The organism is Novosphingobium sp. TCA1 (assembly GCF_009811895.1).
Classification (GTDB): Bacteria; Pseudomonadota; Alphaproteobacteria; order Sphingomonadales; family Sphingomonadaceae; genus Novosphingobium; species Novosphingobium panipatense_A.
The window spans coordinates 676,089-690,632 of the sequence record NZ_BLJH01000001.1 but is presented as its reverse complement, the minus strand read 5'-3'; the positions used below and the strand labels follow the sequence as shown (position 1 = coordinate 690,632).

The 14,544-nt window shown below is 64.7% G+C and carries 12 protein-coding genes; 1 reads left to right on the top strand and 11 read right to left on the bottom strand.

What is annotated here, in order from left to right; translation table 11 throughout:
* Positions 1 to 87: 87 nt before the first annotated feature.
* From NTCA1_RS03205 to NTCA1_RS03155, 11 genes are all read right to left on the bottom strand, one after another.
* Positions 88 to 3,129, bottom strand: a complete 3,042-nt coding sequence (locus tag NTCA1_RS03205) for a TonB-dependent receptor (RefSeq protein ID WP_236549063.1) — start codon at positions 3,127 to 3,129, stop codon at positions 88 to 90.
* A 236-nt stretch (positions 3,130 to 3,365) separates the two neighbouring features.
* Positions 3,366 to 4,370, bottom strand: coding sequence for a FecR family protein (locus tag NTCA1_RS03200; RefSeq protein ID WP_159828176.1), 1,005 nt, complete (start codon positions 4,368 to 4,370; stop codon positions 3,366 to 3,368).
* A gap of 91 nt (positions 4,371 to 4,461) precedes the next feature.
* Entirely contained in the window at positions 4,462 to 5,010 is a 549-nt protein-coding gene (locus NTCA1_RS03195) for a sigma-70 family RNA polymerase sigma factor (protein WP_159828173.1), read from the bottom strand.
* Positions 5,011 to 5,129: 119 nt separating this feature from the next.
* Positions 5,130 to 6,386, bottom strand: coding sequence for a DUF3526 domain-containing protein (locus NTCA1_RS03190; protein ID WP_159828170.1), 1,257 nt, complete (start codon positions 6,384 to 6,386; stop codon positions 5,130 to 5,132).
* Positions 6,383 to 7,822, bottom strand: coding sequence for a DUF3526 domain-containing protein (locus NTCA1_RS03185; protein ID WP_159828167.1), 1,440 nt, complete (start codon positions 7,820 to 7,822; stop codon positions 6,383 to 6,385). Before NTCA1_RS03185 ends, NTCA1_RS03190 begins: the two co-directional genes overlap by 4 nt.
* Entirely contained in the window at positions 7,819 to 8,556 is a 738-nt protein-coding gene (locus NTCA1_RS03180; RefSeq protein ID WP_086491013.1) for an ABC transporter ATP-binding protein, read from the bottom strand. The genes NTCA1_RS03185 and NTCA1_RS03180 overlap by 4 nt, the downstream gene beginning before the upstream one ends.
* Before the next feature lie 157 nt (positions 8,557 to 8,713).
* The gene (locus tag NTCA1_RS03175; protein ID WP_159828164.1) at positions 8,714 to 10,294 is read right to left on the bottom strand and encodes a PepSY domain-containing protein; all 1,581 of its coding nucleotides are present in this window, start codon (positions 10,292 to 10,294) and stop codon (positions 8,714 to 8,716) included.
* Positions 10,291 to 10,584: a hypothetical protein gene (locus NTCA1_RS03170; RefSeq protein WP_159828161.1), complete on the bottom strand. Its 294-nt coding sequence runs from the start codon at positions 10,582 to 10,584 to the stop codon at positions 10,291 to 10,293. Before NTCA1_RS03170 ends, NTCA1_RS03175 begins: the two co-directional genes overlap by 4 nt.
* Positions 10,581 to 10,856, bottom strand: coding sequence for a hypothetical protein (locus tag NTCA1_RS03165; protein WP_086491016.1), 276 nt, complete (start codon positions 10,854 to 10,856; stop codon positions 10,581 to 10,583). Before NTCA1_RS03165 ends, NTCA1_RS03170 begins: the two co-directional genes overlap by 4 nt.
* On the bottom strand, positions 10,853 to 11,716 hold the full coding sequence (locus tag NTCA1_RS03160) for an alpha/beta hydrolase (RefSeq protein ID WP_159828158.1): 864 nt from the start codon (positions 11,714 to 11,716) through the stop codon (positions 10,853 to 10,855). Before NTCA1_RS03160 ends, NTCA1_RS03165 begins: the two co-directional genes overlap by 4 nt.
* The gene (locus NTCA1_RS03155) at positions 11,713 to 13,905 is read right to left on the bottom strand and encodes a TonB-dependent siderophore receptor (protein ID WP_159828155.1); all 2,193 of its coding nucleotides are present in this window, start codon (positions 13,903 to 13,905) and stop codon (positions 11,713 to 11,715) included. The genes NTCA1_RS03160 and NTCA1_RS03155 overlap by 4 nt, the downstream gene beginning before the upstream one ends.
* 213 nt (positions 13,906 to 14,118) lie before the next feature.
* Here NTCA1_RS03155 and NTCA1_RS03150 point away from each other — a divergent pair, with 213 nt between their 5' ends.
* On the top strand, positions 14,119 to 14,523 hold the full coding sequence (locus tag NTCA1_RS03150; protein ID WP_159828151.1) for a DUF2946 family protein: 405 nt from the start codon (positions 14,119 to 14,121) through the stop codon (positions 14,521 to 14,523).
* Positions 14,524 to 14,544 lie beyond the last annotated feature (21 nt).

Below are 14,544 nucleotides of genomic sequence, written 5' to 3'. Positions count from 1 at the left end.
TGATCTTCAGGCGCATTCATCCAGGGTCGCCGTCGCTGTCCGGGTCTGTCGGGATTGCTGGATGCGGCGGCGGTCCTGAAATTTTGCTCAGAACTTCCCTGTCAGGCTGAGCCGTACCGTCCTGCCCGGAGCGGGCAGCATGGAGCGGGACAGGGGATCGAGATAATAGCGGTTGTTGAGGTTGAGCCCGGTCAGTTCGGCGCTGAAGCGCGCGTTGATGCGGAACTTGGCGTAGGCATCGAGCGTGACGATCTCGCCCCAGGTATAGGGGATGTTGAGCGCACAGCCGCCCACGCAGTCGTTCTCCTGCGTAAATTCGGCAAGCTGCGGATTGTCGTAGGCGCTGTACCAGATGAGGCGTCCGCCCACTTCCAGACGGCGATCGAGGAAGCGCCCGCCCATGGTCCAGTTCACGGTGTCCTCGGGCGTTGCCTGCGTGAGCAGGAACCCTGCAAGGAACCCGTACTTCACGCAGTTCGGCACGCGCCCGCGCGAAGGGTCTAGCTGCGCGGCGATGGATTCGTCGCAGGCCTTGTTGGTGGTCATATGACCGGCGCTGATGTCGGTGAAGAAGTGGCCGTTGTCGAACCGGGCCTGCAATTCGAACCCGGCGATCACCTGCTTGTCGAGGTTGGAAAACATCAGGTTCGTACTGCGCTCGATCACGTTGCGCGTGGTGTTGTGATACCAGGTGAGCTTGATGTCGGCGTGCTGATCCTCGCCGCCGAGGCCCAGCAGCGGGCGCAGGTCCTGGATGAAGGCGGCTTCCCATGAGCGCATGCGCTCCGGCTTGAGGTTCGCCAGCGGGTTGATCGAAGCCGCGAACCCGGTCGTGCTTTCGAACATGCTGGGGAAGCGCAGGGCCTGCGCATAGCGCACGTAAGCGCGGCTGCTGTCGCTGAAGTAGACGGTGGCCGAAGCCGTTGGCGTCCAGCCATGGGCGGACCGGCGTTTGACGTCGGAAATCGAAACGGCCGCAATCTGTGCCGAGGCGGTGCATGAACCGGCTGCGTAGTTGGCAATGCTGTCGAGCGAACCGTTCAGGCAGATGTTGTCTGCGCGGCTATAGCGGCCGTCCGCACCCGCTTCCCAGACTGGACCGGTGTGGGACCATACGAAGGCGGTCGGATTGAGTGCATAGCGCGCTACGGCCTGGGTGATCACGCGCTCGATCGTGGCGGGATTGGCCGTGCTGCCTGCATAGCGCTCGCGCAGCGAAGCTTCGTAGGCTGCGACACCGAACTCGTTGGTCTGATAGGAGGTGGCGTAGCCTTGCGCCATGTACCGATCCAGCGAACCGCCTTGCAGTGCGATGTACTCCGGCAGGAAGTCGTCCTTCGCCCAGTACCCCGAATAGGCCAGCCCTGCGTTCAGCTTGAGGAAGCGGGCCGGCTTCCATTCGCCGCTGAACTGGATGCGGTATTCCTCACGCCGACCGGCACGCGGCAATTGCCGCCAGCCATTGGCGATGGCATCCGAATATTCGTCGTCCGAACGCAGTTTCTCATGCTGCCAGTTGCCTTCGAGCAGGAAGCTGAGCGTGTCGGAGAGCGCGAACTGGTTGCTGGCGGTGAAGCCGAAGCGGTCGTTGTGCGCGTTCATGATCGCGCTGTTGATGATGATGGGATCTGCGATCGATGCCGAATTCGGGAAGCCCCCCGAACTGTAGGTATCGCTGACAGTATCGGTTGCCCAGCCGGTCAGGCGGAGGTCCAGCCAGCGGCTGCCGGGCTGCCACTTGTACTCGGCGTTGTAGGCTTGCGCATGGACCTTGCTCAGCGGCCACTGGATATCGCCGAAGTAATTGCCGTCGGTAGTCATGATGCGCGAGGGCATGATTTCGCCGAACCTGGTGCGGCTGTCGCGGAATCCGAACTGGAGCGCCTGGTCGTCGGCGATGTGCCAGGTGGCCTTGAGCAGCACCGATTCCAGTTCGCTGGAGGTGTTGGGCACTTCATTGCCGGGCTCGTAGTTGAGACCGAGGATGCGCACGTAAGTATCGGCGTTCTGCGGCAGGCCTTCCTGCTGGTAATAGCCCGCGCCGGTCTTGCCCGAGAAGTAATTGCCGCGTTCGCGAAAGGCATAGGCGCCTATCAGGTCGAGATCGCCGACCCGGCCCGCCACGGCCAGCCGGATCGCGCGGTCGCCGAAGGAGAAGCTCTCGTTGTCGTCCGAAGTGCGCAAGTTCACGCGTAGCGAGGAATCGCAGTAGGGAAACGTGGGCGAGCCGCCGGTTCCGCACAGGAAGCCCGGCACGTCGTTGTAGTTCTGCCCGGTCAGCAGCGTGGGCAGGCGCGGGTTGGTGGAGTTGTTGCCGCCCTCCAGGCGCAGTTCGAAGCCGAAGCTCTGGCCCGGTTGCAGGATGTCATCGGCATCGAGGGTGTTGATGACCACCGCGCCGCCGGTCGATCCGTTGACGCCGCGCGCCGAGACCGGCCCTTTCAGGACCTGCACGCCCGAGATCAGGCTGGGGTCGATGTAGCTGCGGTTGCTGGCGCCGTTGTAGCCGCGCCAGACGGTCAACGCCTGTTCGGTGCCGTCGATTACGACCGGCACGCGGCCCGGACCCTGAATGCCGCGAATGCTGGGATCGATGGCGCCGCCGTTGCGGGCGTCGCCGCTGTAGACATTGACCATGCCCTTGAGCACGTCGGCGGTGTTGACGCCCTTGTAGCGCTCGACTTCGTCCTTGCCGGCGTAGACCGAGGACATGTCCTGGTCGTAGACGGCATCCTTGCGGCGGGCGTCCCGCTCGGCGCCGGTCTCGGCGGTGGTCTCGATGCTCTGGCCCTCGACCTTGAGGGTGCCGAGGTTCACGACTCCGGCTTCAGGGGGGACATCGGCGGCGGTCTGCCGCGGGCGGGCGAGCGTGACGACGTTGCCCTCGATGCGATAAGTGAAGCCGCTCGCTGCCAGCAGACGGGCCAGCGCATCCTGCGTGGACATCCGGCCGCGAAGGGCGGTGCTGCGCTGGCCCTGCAGATCGGCAGCGTTGATGCTGACCTGAAGGCCGGACTGACTGCCGAGATCCATCAGCGCCTCGTCGAGCGCCTGCGCCGGAATATCGAAGCTGCGAACGGCGTATGCCCTGTCGGTCTGCGCCGCCGCAACGTTCGGCCATGCCAGCACCCCTGTAGAAGCTGTGGCCAGCAGAATTCCCGCAATCGTTCGGACGTGCCCTGACTGCCCCCTGTTTCCCCCCGAGATCACAATGTCGCTCCCTGTGCTGAATGTCGATATGAAATGCTATTGATAAGCATTTGCATATTTTATTGACGGGCGAGCGAGGCGCATTTCCGGGAGAAAATGTAAAAATTTTCAAGTCTATGATTTTAAGCAATAAAGTTTAAGGCTACAGCGCCATCCTACTGCACAGTGACGATTTTCAACCACGGCGTGATGGCTCTGACGCGGATGGAATGGGCCTTGCCGAGTGCTGACAAGGCGGCGTTCGGATCGCGGAGGTCGTAGATCCCGGTCACCCGGCGGGTCGCCAGCCCCGGGCCTCGAACGATCATACAGCCGCCGTACCAGGGGCGCAGCGCATCGAGCACTTCGCCGACCGGCCGGTCCTTCACGAACATCCTGCCCTCGACCCATCCGGCGACGCGCTCCGCGCGCACCATGCCGCGTTCGGGTTGGCCACCTGCCGCAAGCGAGACCGTCTCGCCCCGGTGCAGAACGGTGCGCGGGCCGTGTCCGGCGTAGTCGACAGCAACGATGCCGCGGCGCACGGCCACCGAGGCGTTGTCGGAGAGGCCGTCCACTTCAAACGCCGTGCCCAGCACGGTGACCACGGCGTCCTCAGCCATGACCCGGAACGGACGTGCCGTATCGTGCGCCACGTCGAAATAGGCGCGGCCGCGCAGCAGGCGCGCGGATCGCGTCTTGCCGTCGATCGCGAAGGACAAGGCGCTGTCGGGCGCCAGCTTCACTTGGGTGCCGTCATCCAGCACGAGCGACCTGACCTCGCCTGCGCCGGTCATTTCCTGCGCGCGCAGATGCAGCGCCACATCCGGGGCGACCGCGAGGCAAAGGCAGGCGGCAAGACCGAGGCCGCCCACCAGACCCCAGCGCGGCCCGCGCGAACGGGCTCGCTTCTCGCGGAGCGGTAGCGCGATGACATCGTTCGATAGGGCTCCGTCACGGGCAGGCGCATTGTCCTGAACCATGACCGAGGGAAACGCCGTTTCGACCTCGGAAGCCAGATCGAGTGCCGTCTCCCAACTGGCCCGATGCGCCGGGCTGCTTTCCAGCCAGGCTTCGAACGCGGCATGCACGGCCTCGTCGCCAGGCTGGTCGTCGAGGCGAACCAGCCAATCCAGCGCCTCCCGGTCGAGGGCACTCATGTTCCCGTCTTCGCTGATCATGGAACCTGCGTCTTTCCCGTCGAATGTCCGAAGTTTTCTCTCTCGTTATCTGGACGACGAATGGCGCCGCTATTTTTCCGGAAAAATATGATCACCGCCGTGGACCTCCCTGGCGGCGAGCCTTCCGGCACTGTTCCAGCGCGGAAACGACCAGTTCGTGGACAAGGCTTTTCGACAGACCGAGCCGGGCGCCCACTTCGACCAGCGTAAGCCCTTCGACCCGGTGCAGGAGGAAGGCCTGGCGTGTCCGTTCCGGCAGGCGAGAGACGGCATCCATGATGTGAGCGAGTTCATCGGCAGCTTCCGCGCTGGCCTGCGCCGAGGGCATGTCGCTGGCGATCCGCTGCGCGGCGTCGGTCGCATCCTGCGCAAACAGGCGGCCCTCGAAAGCGCGTCGCCGTCTGGCATCCAGCGCGAGATTGCGTGCGATTCGGAACAGGAAGCGATCGGGTTCATGGATCGCCTGGACTTCGGCTGCGTCGATGAAACGCGTCCAGGCATCCTGCACGACGTCTTCGGCCAGTCCGATGTCGCCGGTTATCGTCGATGCGTAGCGGATGAGAGCTGAACGGTTCTTGGTGAACACGCCAAGATGATCCGGCCTGTCCGTTTCCGCGTTGCTCCCGAAGGGCTTATCCATGCTGGGCCACTAACAGATCACTTGTTGCGAACCAATCTCAAAAAGCGTTTGAATTCGATCAACAAGTTGTGCGCCGGTATGCAGACACTTCTGCCGCACACCGGCGCCCTCGGCCCGTTTCAGGTCTTTGCGTCGAACACGGGCGCGCGCTCGAAGTCCGCCTTGCCGAAGGGACGGTCGCGGAACATGTAGCCGTAGTAGAATTCGCGGAGCTGCCGGTGGTAGTCGCGAATACGATCGCGATAGGCGAACTGGGCGGAAAGGTCGGTCCTGGCCATGCCGGTCAGCACGGACTGGACGCCTACGGAAGGCAGCAACCAGCCGAGACCGCGGGCGGCGCGGTCCCGCGCTTCGAGGCCCTGGCGATAGGCGCGGACCTTGCCGGCCACGCTTTCGTCGCCGACCTGATGGAAGGCGAAATACCACTTGTAATGGAATGCGGAGGTTAGCGGGGAAGAGTCCGCCCATTGCGGATGACGGGCATAGAACGCCTTCATCGTATCCTCGCGCGGGATGTCCCAGGCGCGGTTGACCGTCTCGCGCTGCGCGAGGGCGATCTCGGCGCCCTGATCGATCGGGATCGCCCGGTTGATGGCGACGTGGCCCAGCGTCGGCAGGATGAGCACGAGCATCAGCCAGAGCGCCGCCGTTGTGGCTGCATTGGCCGTGCTGCTCCATCCCAGCCGCTCGACAAGCGCGCAGAGAACGACCCAGAACAGCAGATAGCCCGCGACCATCAGCAGGATCGTGAGGACCGCTGTAAAGCCTGCGCCCGAGAGTGCTGCCGCAACCGCAAAGGGCACGCAGATCACGCTCCACAGCAGCGCCAGACGCAGCAGCACGCGCCGCCGCCAGAGCGCCGCGCCGCCGTTCGGCAATGCCGCCAGCGTGCGCCAGCGCCCCGCCTCGCGCTCGCTGGATGTCAGGTCATGGCACAGGGCGATGACGAAGAGCGGGGCAAGCAAAACCAGCACGAACGCGAAGTCGAAGCGGCCGGGCAGGGCCATTTCGGGGTTGAAGGTGTCGCCGTCGTAGATCTGCGCCTCCAGCCCGAGCGCGCGGACACGCAGGATGTAGGGCGACACGTCCCGCATCCCCAGTGCCGCGAAGGCAAGCGGGGAGGGCGCGTTCCAGGTCGGATGGAAGCTGTAATAGGCCGCGCTGCCCGCGTCCTTCTCCTTGTCCACCCAGGCGGCAATGGCGCCGATGTCTTCGCTTTGCGCTGCGGGAATGGCGGCGATGGCAGCGCGCTGCCGCGCGACTTCCGCCATGCCCGCGACAAGCGCTGCAATAGTAAGCGCTGCCAGCAGGGCGAGCGCAGTGGCTGCCAGCCGCTGACGCATCAGCAGGCGCAGTTCATGCATCCACAGGGTCATCGGCGCTCTCCCAGACGGCGGGTGGCCAGCGCAAGCAGCGCGGCGGCAGCGGCAAGCCAGCCGAGCACGATGGCAAGGCCGGGCAGGGCGCGGCCCGCCAGCGTAGCGCCGGTCGGCGCCTTGTAGGTGAAGTCGGGCATGGCTTCCCAATGATCGGCCGATACGCGCTTGCGGCGGTCGGCACCGGAGTCCTTGGCGGTGTCATCGGCATAGCTGACGCCATCGGCCTCCAACTGATTGAGACGCTGGACAAGACTGTAGCGATAGGCTTCCGCCTGTTCGAGAAACCCGCGATGGGCCGCAAAGTCCGTCCCGGCCGCCGCCATCGACAGAGAGCGCAGGGCAATGGCCGGGCTGATCACGCCGATGGCGCCGGCGATCGCGTTCTGGCGGCCTTGCGCATCGTAGCTCTCGCTACCGTAGCGGTTGAACAGGTCGGACGTGATCCGCTCACCCTCGACGGCGAGCAGGCCCTTGTAGTTCACCGGCAGATCCTCGACGCGGGTGACGCCGTAGCGTTCCAGCACCGATGCCTTGAACCTGGCGAAAGTCGGATCCTCGGGGTTGTGCGCGTCACCCAGTTTCCGCAGATCGCGGGCGATGGCGACGTCGGTCTGCATGCGATTGCGCAAGGGGACCGCCGCCTCTGCAAGACTGGGCGCTACGCGTGGCAGCAGGACCACCATGACCGCCCAGATCGCGATGAGTGCCAGCAGGGCGTCGCGGCTACGACGCACCAGCGTCGAAACCAGCACGATCGCCAGAACCCAGAGCAGCAGCCATGCCGTATAGCCAAAGACGATGACCGCCATCGGCAGGGCCGAAGCGCCAGGCTGTCCGGCAAGGGCGACGAGGCCGACGATCGCGGGGAGTGCGACCAGCAGAGCGACGGTGCCGAGCGCGAGCAGCTTGCCGCCCACGATCTGCGTCCGACTGGCGCCTTGCATCATCAGCACGCGCAGCGTCCCGCGCTCCGTCTCGCGCGCGACGGCTCCATAGCCGAGGAAGATCAGCAGCAGCGGCGCCACGGCCTGCAGCACAAAGGCGGGCGTCAGCTGGCCGAAACGGACCAGCAGCGAACTCTGGTTGACGTCGCCGAAATTGGCGGTGTTCTGCCGATGGCCTTCCAGAAACATCGAATTGCCGGTGAAGGTATCGACGCCGGGATCGAAGGCGGCGAGCGCGCTCAGCGGGCGGAAGATGAAAGTGCCATAGTGGACCATGCGGTGCGGATGACGGTCCGGTTGCCCGTCGAAGGCTTCTTCGGCGGCATGCTGGTGACGCTCACGCAAGTCCGCGATGCCGCGCTGATGCGCCCACGAGCTTGCAACCGCGACGAGCGTGAGCAGAACCATCAGCACAGAGGCGATCACGGCCACGCGATTGCGGGCCATAAGTCGCAACTCGTCCCGTGCAATCAGGCGGACGACGTTCATGCCGCCAGCCTTTCGGCGCTCACGGCGAACCTTGCGTGAAGTGCGCGCACGTCGAAGCGATCCGGGCCATCGGCCGTGACATCCTCGACGATCCGGCCGGCTTCGAGAAAGCAGATGCGATCGGCGATATCCGCCGCGCTCAGCAGGTCGTGCGTAACCATGAGGACAGCCGTGCCCCGTTCTCGCACGGCCAGGACAAGCGCGTTGAAATCGGCCGTCGCGCGCGGGTCCAGGCCCGATGTCGGCTCGTCGAGCAATAGCACCGGCACTTCGCGGAGCAGCGCGACCGCAATTGCCACTTTCTGGCGCATGCCCTTGGAAAAGGCGCCGAGCCGCTGGTCCCACGCACGTTCCTGAAGACCTGCCGCCGCGAAGGCATCGGTGATGGCCGCGCGATCCTGCGTATCGCCGGACAAGGCGAGCAGATACCGGGCATTTTCAACCGCCGTCAGGTGTTCGTAGAGCGCAACGTTCTCGGGCAGGTAGGCGATGTTGCGACGGGCGGCTTCGGGCTGGCTGCCGGGATCGATACCGCAGATCGCCACGCGGCCGGCATCGGCGCGAACGAAGCCCAGCAGCGTCGACAACGTGGTCGACTTACCCGCGCCGTTGCCGCCCAGCAATGCGGTGACCGTACCGGCGGCGACGTTGAGCGAAAGAGCGTTCAGCACAGGATGGTCGCCGTAAGCTAGAAACACATCTTCGATCAGGATCGGCAAGGCGGGCTCAATCATTTTGTTTCCTGATTATTGCTGGATTTGCGGTGCGATACTTGGTGCTTCCGCGGTGCCTTGCCTCATGTTTGGTGATGTTGCAACATATCATTGATATGGAGAATTTTCTCGGGAGCCACGCTGGAGGTGCATCGGCCACAGCCAGCGCGACCACTTATCAGACTGGCTGAGGCCCTTCCTCGCGATGCGACCAGACGCTGTCGCGGGGGCCTTGCCGCGCTCGCTTTTTCGCCGTGCGCGCAGCCAAAAAGAGCATGGCCGCAAGGGCCAGCGCAGCGGTATCGACAAGGACGAGGCTGGCCGTGTCGAACCAGCGCGAGCCGGCCAGCAGGCTTGAAACCGGGATCGCGAGCATGGAAAGAGCGGCGAACAGTGTCAGTTCCGCGCCTGAGCGTGCCGCTCCCCGCGATAGCGCCCAAGCGGTCGCGCCGAGAAACACGGCGTAGTAGATTGCGCTGTGCAGACCGTAGCTCGCGCTCGCGCCCAATAGCTTTGCCGCTGCGAATGTGAGCGAAATACCGGCGATGCAGCCGAGTGGGACGCCGACCGTCAGCGCGCCCAGTATTTTCGTCGCGCGCGTCTGTTCGACGGCGCCCGCCTTGCGCTCCTTCTTGCGGCGCGATTCCACCCAGAGCAGGTTGCCGGTGTAGAACAGGAATGCCCCCGCCAATCCCAGCAGGAAGTAGGACCAGCGGATTGCATTGCCGCCGAAATTGCCGAAATGCAGGGCGAAGAAGCTGGTGATCGTAGCGGACCATCCATCCTGCATGCCCGGCATGTAGTCGGTGGCGGTGATCGCCCCCGTTTCAGGATCGATACCCGCCATTCCGTAAGTCGGCGCACGCATGCCATGGCGCGCGTCGCTGCCCTGCACGCGCAGGGACGGCAATCCGCCGCGTCCCTGGCCATAGACCAGGATTTCTGGCGTGAAGCCGGGGGCCTGCGCCTTCACGCGCTGCACAAGCTGGACGGGGGAAAGCGACTGCCGAGGCGGGGCGGCTGCGGACATGGCTGCGCGGCCTGCGCGTTCCTGGCCGCCGAAAACCATCCCCTGCGCGCCATAGAACTGGTCGTGAAATGCGAAAACCACGGCGGTCAGCGCCATGATGATGTGAAACGGCAAGCTGAACAGGCCAAGCACGTTATGCACGTCGAGCCACATGCGCTTGACGTTCTTGCCGATGCGCAGCGCGAAGAGATCGCTCACGAGGCTAGGCAGCAGGACCACCAGCCCGGATACGAGCGCAATCGTGTAGAGCAGGGCGATCGCGCCCATGATCGGCATCGCGATCTCATGCGGGAAGGGCAGACCGACCTGCTGGTGCAGCACGTCGATAAACTGCGCTACTTCCGAAGGGCCTCCGGTCGCGACCTGAAGCGTACCGTCCGGCGCGAGCGAGGCGTAGTGCTTCACACCGCCGCCATGCTCGGCTTCCTCGCCTCGTGTCGAAGTCCAGCTCATGCGGGCGGGATTGGCGGAATCGATCTTCAGGTGGATCTCATACCCCTTCGCGGCCTCGGGATGGGCAGCCAGTGCCTTGGCGACGAGTTCGGGCGTCCGCTGCAGCGATGGCGCCGAGGCCAGCGCAGGGGGCGGAGAGGCCCAGCGTTGCAGCGGCGTTTCGAACATCGTGACGGCGCCCGCATAGAAGGCGACGAACAGCGCGAGCCCGGAGATTATCCCGACCCAGCCGTGGATCTCCTTGTACATCCTTACAAGGTCTGTAGGCAGCTTCACGGGTGCGAACCTCCCGGCAGCAGCACGATTGCCCAAATCGCGAGATTGGCGATCGCCAGCCAGCACCAGGCACGGGCGGTCGAGCGGAACATGAAGCAGAAGCTGAGGGTCAGGGCCCAGACCGGCGACATCAGCCACATCGCGAACTGGCCTTTGGTCGAAAAGAAGGTGTCGCCTACTCCGGCGAGCCGCTGAAACAGGCCTGCCGCGCCCAAGGCAAGCGTGAAGCCCAGGATCAGACCGGCGCTGGATTTCCCGAACCAGTCCTTGCTCGAAAGCGGTTTGTTCATTTTCGACCCTCCGGTTCGCGCCGCAACCAGGCGACGACAAGCGGGACCAGGCTCCAGACCGTCATCGCCAGAGTCATGACGATGAAGATCGCCGTCGCGGGGCCTGCCCAGCGAAGCATCATCGCCGTGCCGGCGACCAGGAAGAGCAGCCCGCCCCATCCGGCAAGGCGCGGCGGAAAGGGCAGTTCTCCCCAGCGCTGGTTGGGCGAAGCGAGATAGAGCAGCACGCTCGAAAACAGGGCGAGCAGCCCTCCGCCCAGCGCGAAGATCATTTCGCGTCCTTCCGTTCCGGCTGCCCGAATGCCAGCGCGATGCCGTCTGCCATGGCCGCCATCATCGTCGAGCCGTGGGTCTGACCCGCAAGCACTACGGCGTGTGCGTCAATGCCATGGGTCGATAGCGTTGCGGCCACATGGCCAAGGCTTCCCGAGCCTCCCGCCGGAGCGCCCTCCCGGTCGCCCCCGGCCATCAGCACGCGTTTGCCCGAGGTTGCGGACATTGCTGCGGCTTCCCGGGCGACAAGGCCGTTGCCGTACCAGAGCGAAGGACTGACCGCGACATAGCGCGACCAGAAGCCGCCGCCTGCCAGAGCGTGCAGCGCCAGCAGTCCGCCGAAACTGTGCCCCATCAGGGTTTCGCGGCCGGTGTCAATCTTCCAGCGCCGGGTTACTTGCGGGCGGACCTCGTCCCGCAGGAAGGTAAGAAAAGCATCGCCTCCACCCAGAGGCCGACCGCTGGCCGGGGACCCGGCCGGAATGGCATATCCCGGCACGGACGGCGTATAGTCCAGGATCCGGCGCGGCAGCGAACCGGATTCGATGGCCACGATCACGCTTTCCTCGACCCCGGAACGCGCGCGGGCACCGGCAAGGCGGCGGGCCGTCATCGTGGCGATGGCGAAGTTGTCTTCCCCGTCCAGCAGCCAGAGCACCGGCCAACCCTGCGGCGGCGGCGGGCCTTCGGGCCATGCCACCATGACCCGGTAATCGTGCCCGTCCGCCGAACGCAAGGTAAGGACGTCCGATCGTTCGATCTGCCAGGGTGCGGCGGAGGCATTGGTGGGGAACGACACCGTCGCACCCGCCGCCATGGACGTCATCGCCAGGGCGGCAGCCAGCCTGCGCCCGCTCACCACTTGAACTGAAGCCGAGCGGTAACGCTGCGACCTTGCCCGTAATAGCAGGCCGAAGTGGCGGTGCAGGTGGCGACGAAACGCTTGTTGGCGATGTTGCGTCCGTTCAGCGACAGGGTCGTGCGGTCGCTGAGTTCGTAACGGATGAAGGCGTCGAACAGCGTGTAGTCCGGGATGGCGAGGGTGTTGTTGGTGTCGCCGTAGCTCTTGCCGGTATAGCGCACGCCGCCGCCGAAACCGAGACCCGTGAGCGGGCCGGAGCGGATGCTTTCGCTAAGGAACAGCGAGGCCATCCATTCCGGGACTTGCGGCAGCCTGTTGCCAAGCTGGGCGACGGTGTTCGACTCCGTGATCTTGCTCCAGGTGCGCGTGGTCGTGCCGATGACCGCCAAGCCGAACGGCAGGCTGGCCTTGGCCTCAAGCTCGATGCCGCGCACGCGGCCTTCGCCGGTCTGGACCAGGCAGGTCGAAGTGCCGCACAGCGTTCCTGCGGGATCGGGCGTCGTCATGTTCTGCTGGGTGATCTGATACCCGCCCAGCGTCACATAGATGCCCTTGTGCTGGTAACGCAGACCGGCTTCCCACTGTTGCCCGGTGGTGGGCACGAACGGTTCACCGTTGAGGCTGGTGGAGGGATCGCTGACTTGCGGCTGGAACGATTCCGAATAGCTGGCGTAAGGAGCAAGCCCGTTGTCGAACAGATAGACCGCGCCTGCGCGCCAGGTGAAGGCGTCAGACTTGGTGACATAGGTCTTGTCGGTGACGGGATTATGGGTGCGGTCCTTGGCCCAATCCTGGCGCCCGCCCACCGTGACGCGCAGTCGGCCGAGGGCGATCTGGTCCTGCAGGTATACGCCGGTCTGGCGGCTGACCGTCTCGGTATAGATCTGCGGGCTCATGTTCGCGGCAAAGCCGGCCGATCCGCGTGGTTCGGGATCGAAGATGTCGAGAATGGGCAGAACGAGCGAGGCCCTCACGAGATCGCGATAGTGTTCCCACTCGGTGTGGAAGTAGTCGACGCCGCCGAGGATCGTGTGCTTCAGCAGCCCAGTGTTCACTTCGTACTGAAGCTGGGTGTCGGTGGCCCAGCCATCGCTTTCGCCGGTGCCCTGAACGGCGCGGCGGCCGATCGTCTGGCCGGGAATGCAGCCGGCAATGGTCGAAGGGCAGGTGGTCAGCGTATCGCCGGAAAGCACGACCACGCGATAGAGCGTGTCGATATGGGTGTAGCGGGTGTTGTTGCGCACCGTCAGCCCGCTGTCGCCGAAGCGATGCTCGAAGAACGAGGCCGCGAGGTACTGATTGCGATCGAAGGTGTTCCAGTCCGGCTCGCCCAGATTGGCGTCGTTGGCGATGTAGCGGCCATTGCTCATGCGCAGCGCACCAAGGGCGGGAAGGAACTGGAAGGTCGCCCCGCCTTCATCGCGCTGGTATTGGCCGAGCAGGGTCCAGGTCGTCTGGTCGTCGGGTTTCCAGGTCAGGCTGGGCGAGACGTACTGGCGGGAATTGGTGACGCCGTCGACTTGCGTGTCGCCATAACGGGCCAGGCCGACGACGCGCGCGGACAGCGTGCTGGAGATCGGTCCGCCGACATCCGCCGCAGCTTGTCCGTTCCAGTTGTCGAGATCGGTGGTGCCCATGGCCTGGAGCATGAATTCGGCATGGAACGTGTCCGTCGGGCGTTTGGACACGATATTGACGACGCCGCCCGGCGCGGTCTGGCCATAGAGCGCGCCCGATGGTCCCTTCAGCACTTCGATCTGCTGGAGCGCGAAAGTGTCGAATCCGGGGCGGGTCCACTGGCCGCCGGAAGGCAGGCGCAGGCCGTCGACGAAGTTGTTGTTCGATGAGAACCCGCCCGCGCCGAAGCCGCGCACGGAAACTTCGTCGGTGCGGCTGTCGATGCCGGAGGGCTCCGCCTGCACGCCAGCGGTATAGCTGAGGGCGTCGGCTATGGTCGGCGATGCGCGCAAGTCGATCTCGTCGCGATTGATGATCGAGATCGACTGCGCGGATTCGATGATCGGCGTCGCGCTCTTGGTGGTCGATATCGCTTCCGATTGTCCGGTGGCGGTAACGATGATGTCCCCGCCGCGGCGCTGATCCTCGTCGGCGGGCGCCGTCTGCGCGTGAACGATCGACGAGGTGCCGCAGAGCAGGACGGCCGAAATGATGGAGAGTTTGGACATGTGAATCCCCTGAAACTTGGGGGCGCACTAATGCGATCAACTCGCATTAGCAAGTTTGTATGGCGGTTTCGTTGCTGGCAGCGCGTGAAGAACGGCAACACCATGAACTCCGAAACCCTGAGCGGACGGCGCCCTTTCACCTGAATGCCGCTTGGGCGGTATGACATCTTGTCCTGATGACAGGGCCGAATGGGCAGGCTAAGGCGAACGGCGATGGGGACCCTGCGCGCCTATTTCCAGCGACACTACCGGCAGGCCTTTGTCCTTGCTCTGCTGGCGCTTTGCCTCAAGGCGCTGCTCCCCAGCGGCTTCATGCTGGGGCAGCATCACCGCACGATCACCATCGAAATCTGCCATGATGCCACCGGGGGCAGCTCCACGCTGCAGATGCTGGTGCCGACGAAGGCAGGTTCGGATCATGTGCCCGGCAAGCCTGCCAAGGGCGAGTGTCCCTTCGGGGCGCTGTCCATGGCCTCGCTGGGCGGTGCCGATCCGGTGCAGCTGGCTCTGGCCATTGCCTTCATCATGGCGCTGGGGTTTGCGGCTATCCGCCCGGCGGCTCTCACCTGGTCATATTATCTCCGTCCACCCTTGAGAGGACCTCCAGCCCTGACCTGATGTCCCGTGTGCGGGGCCCGG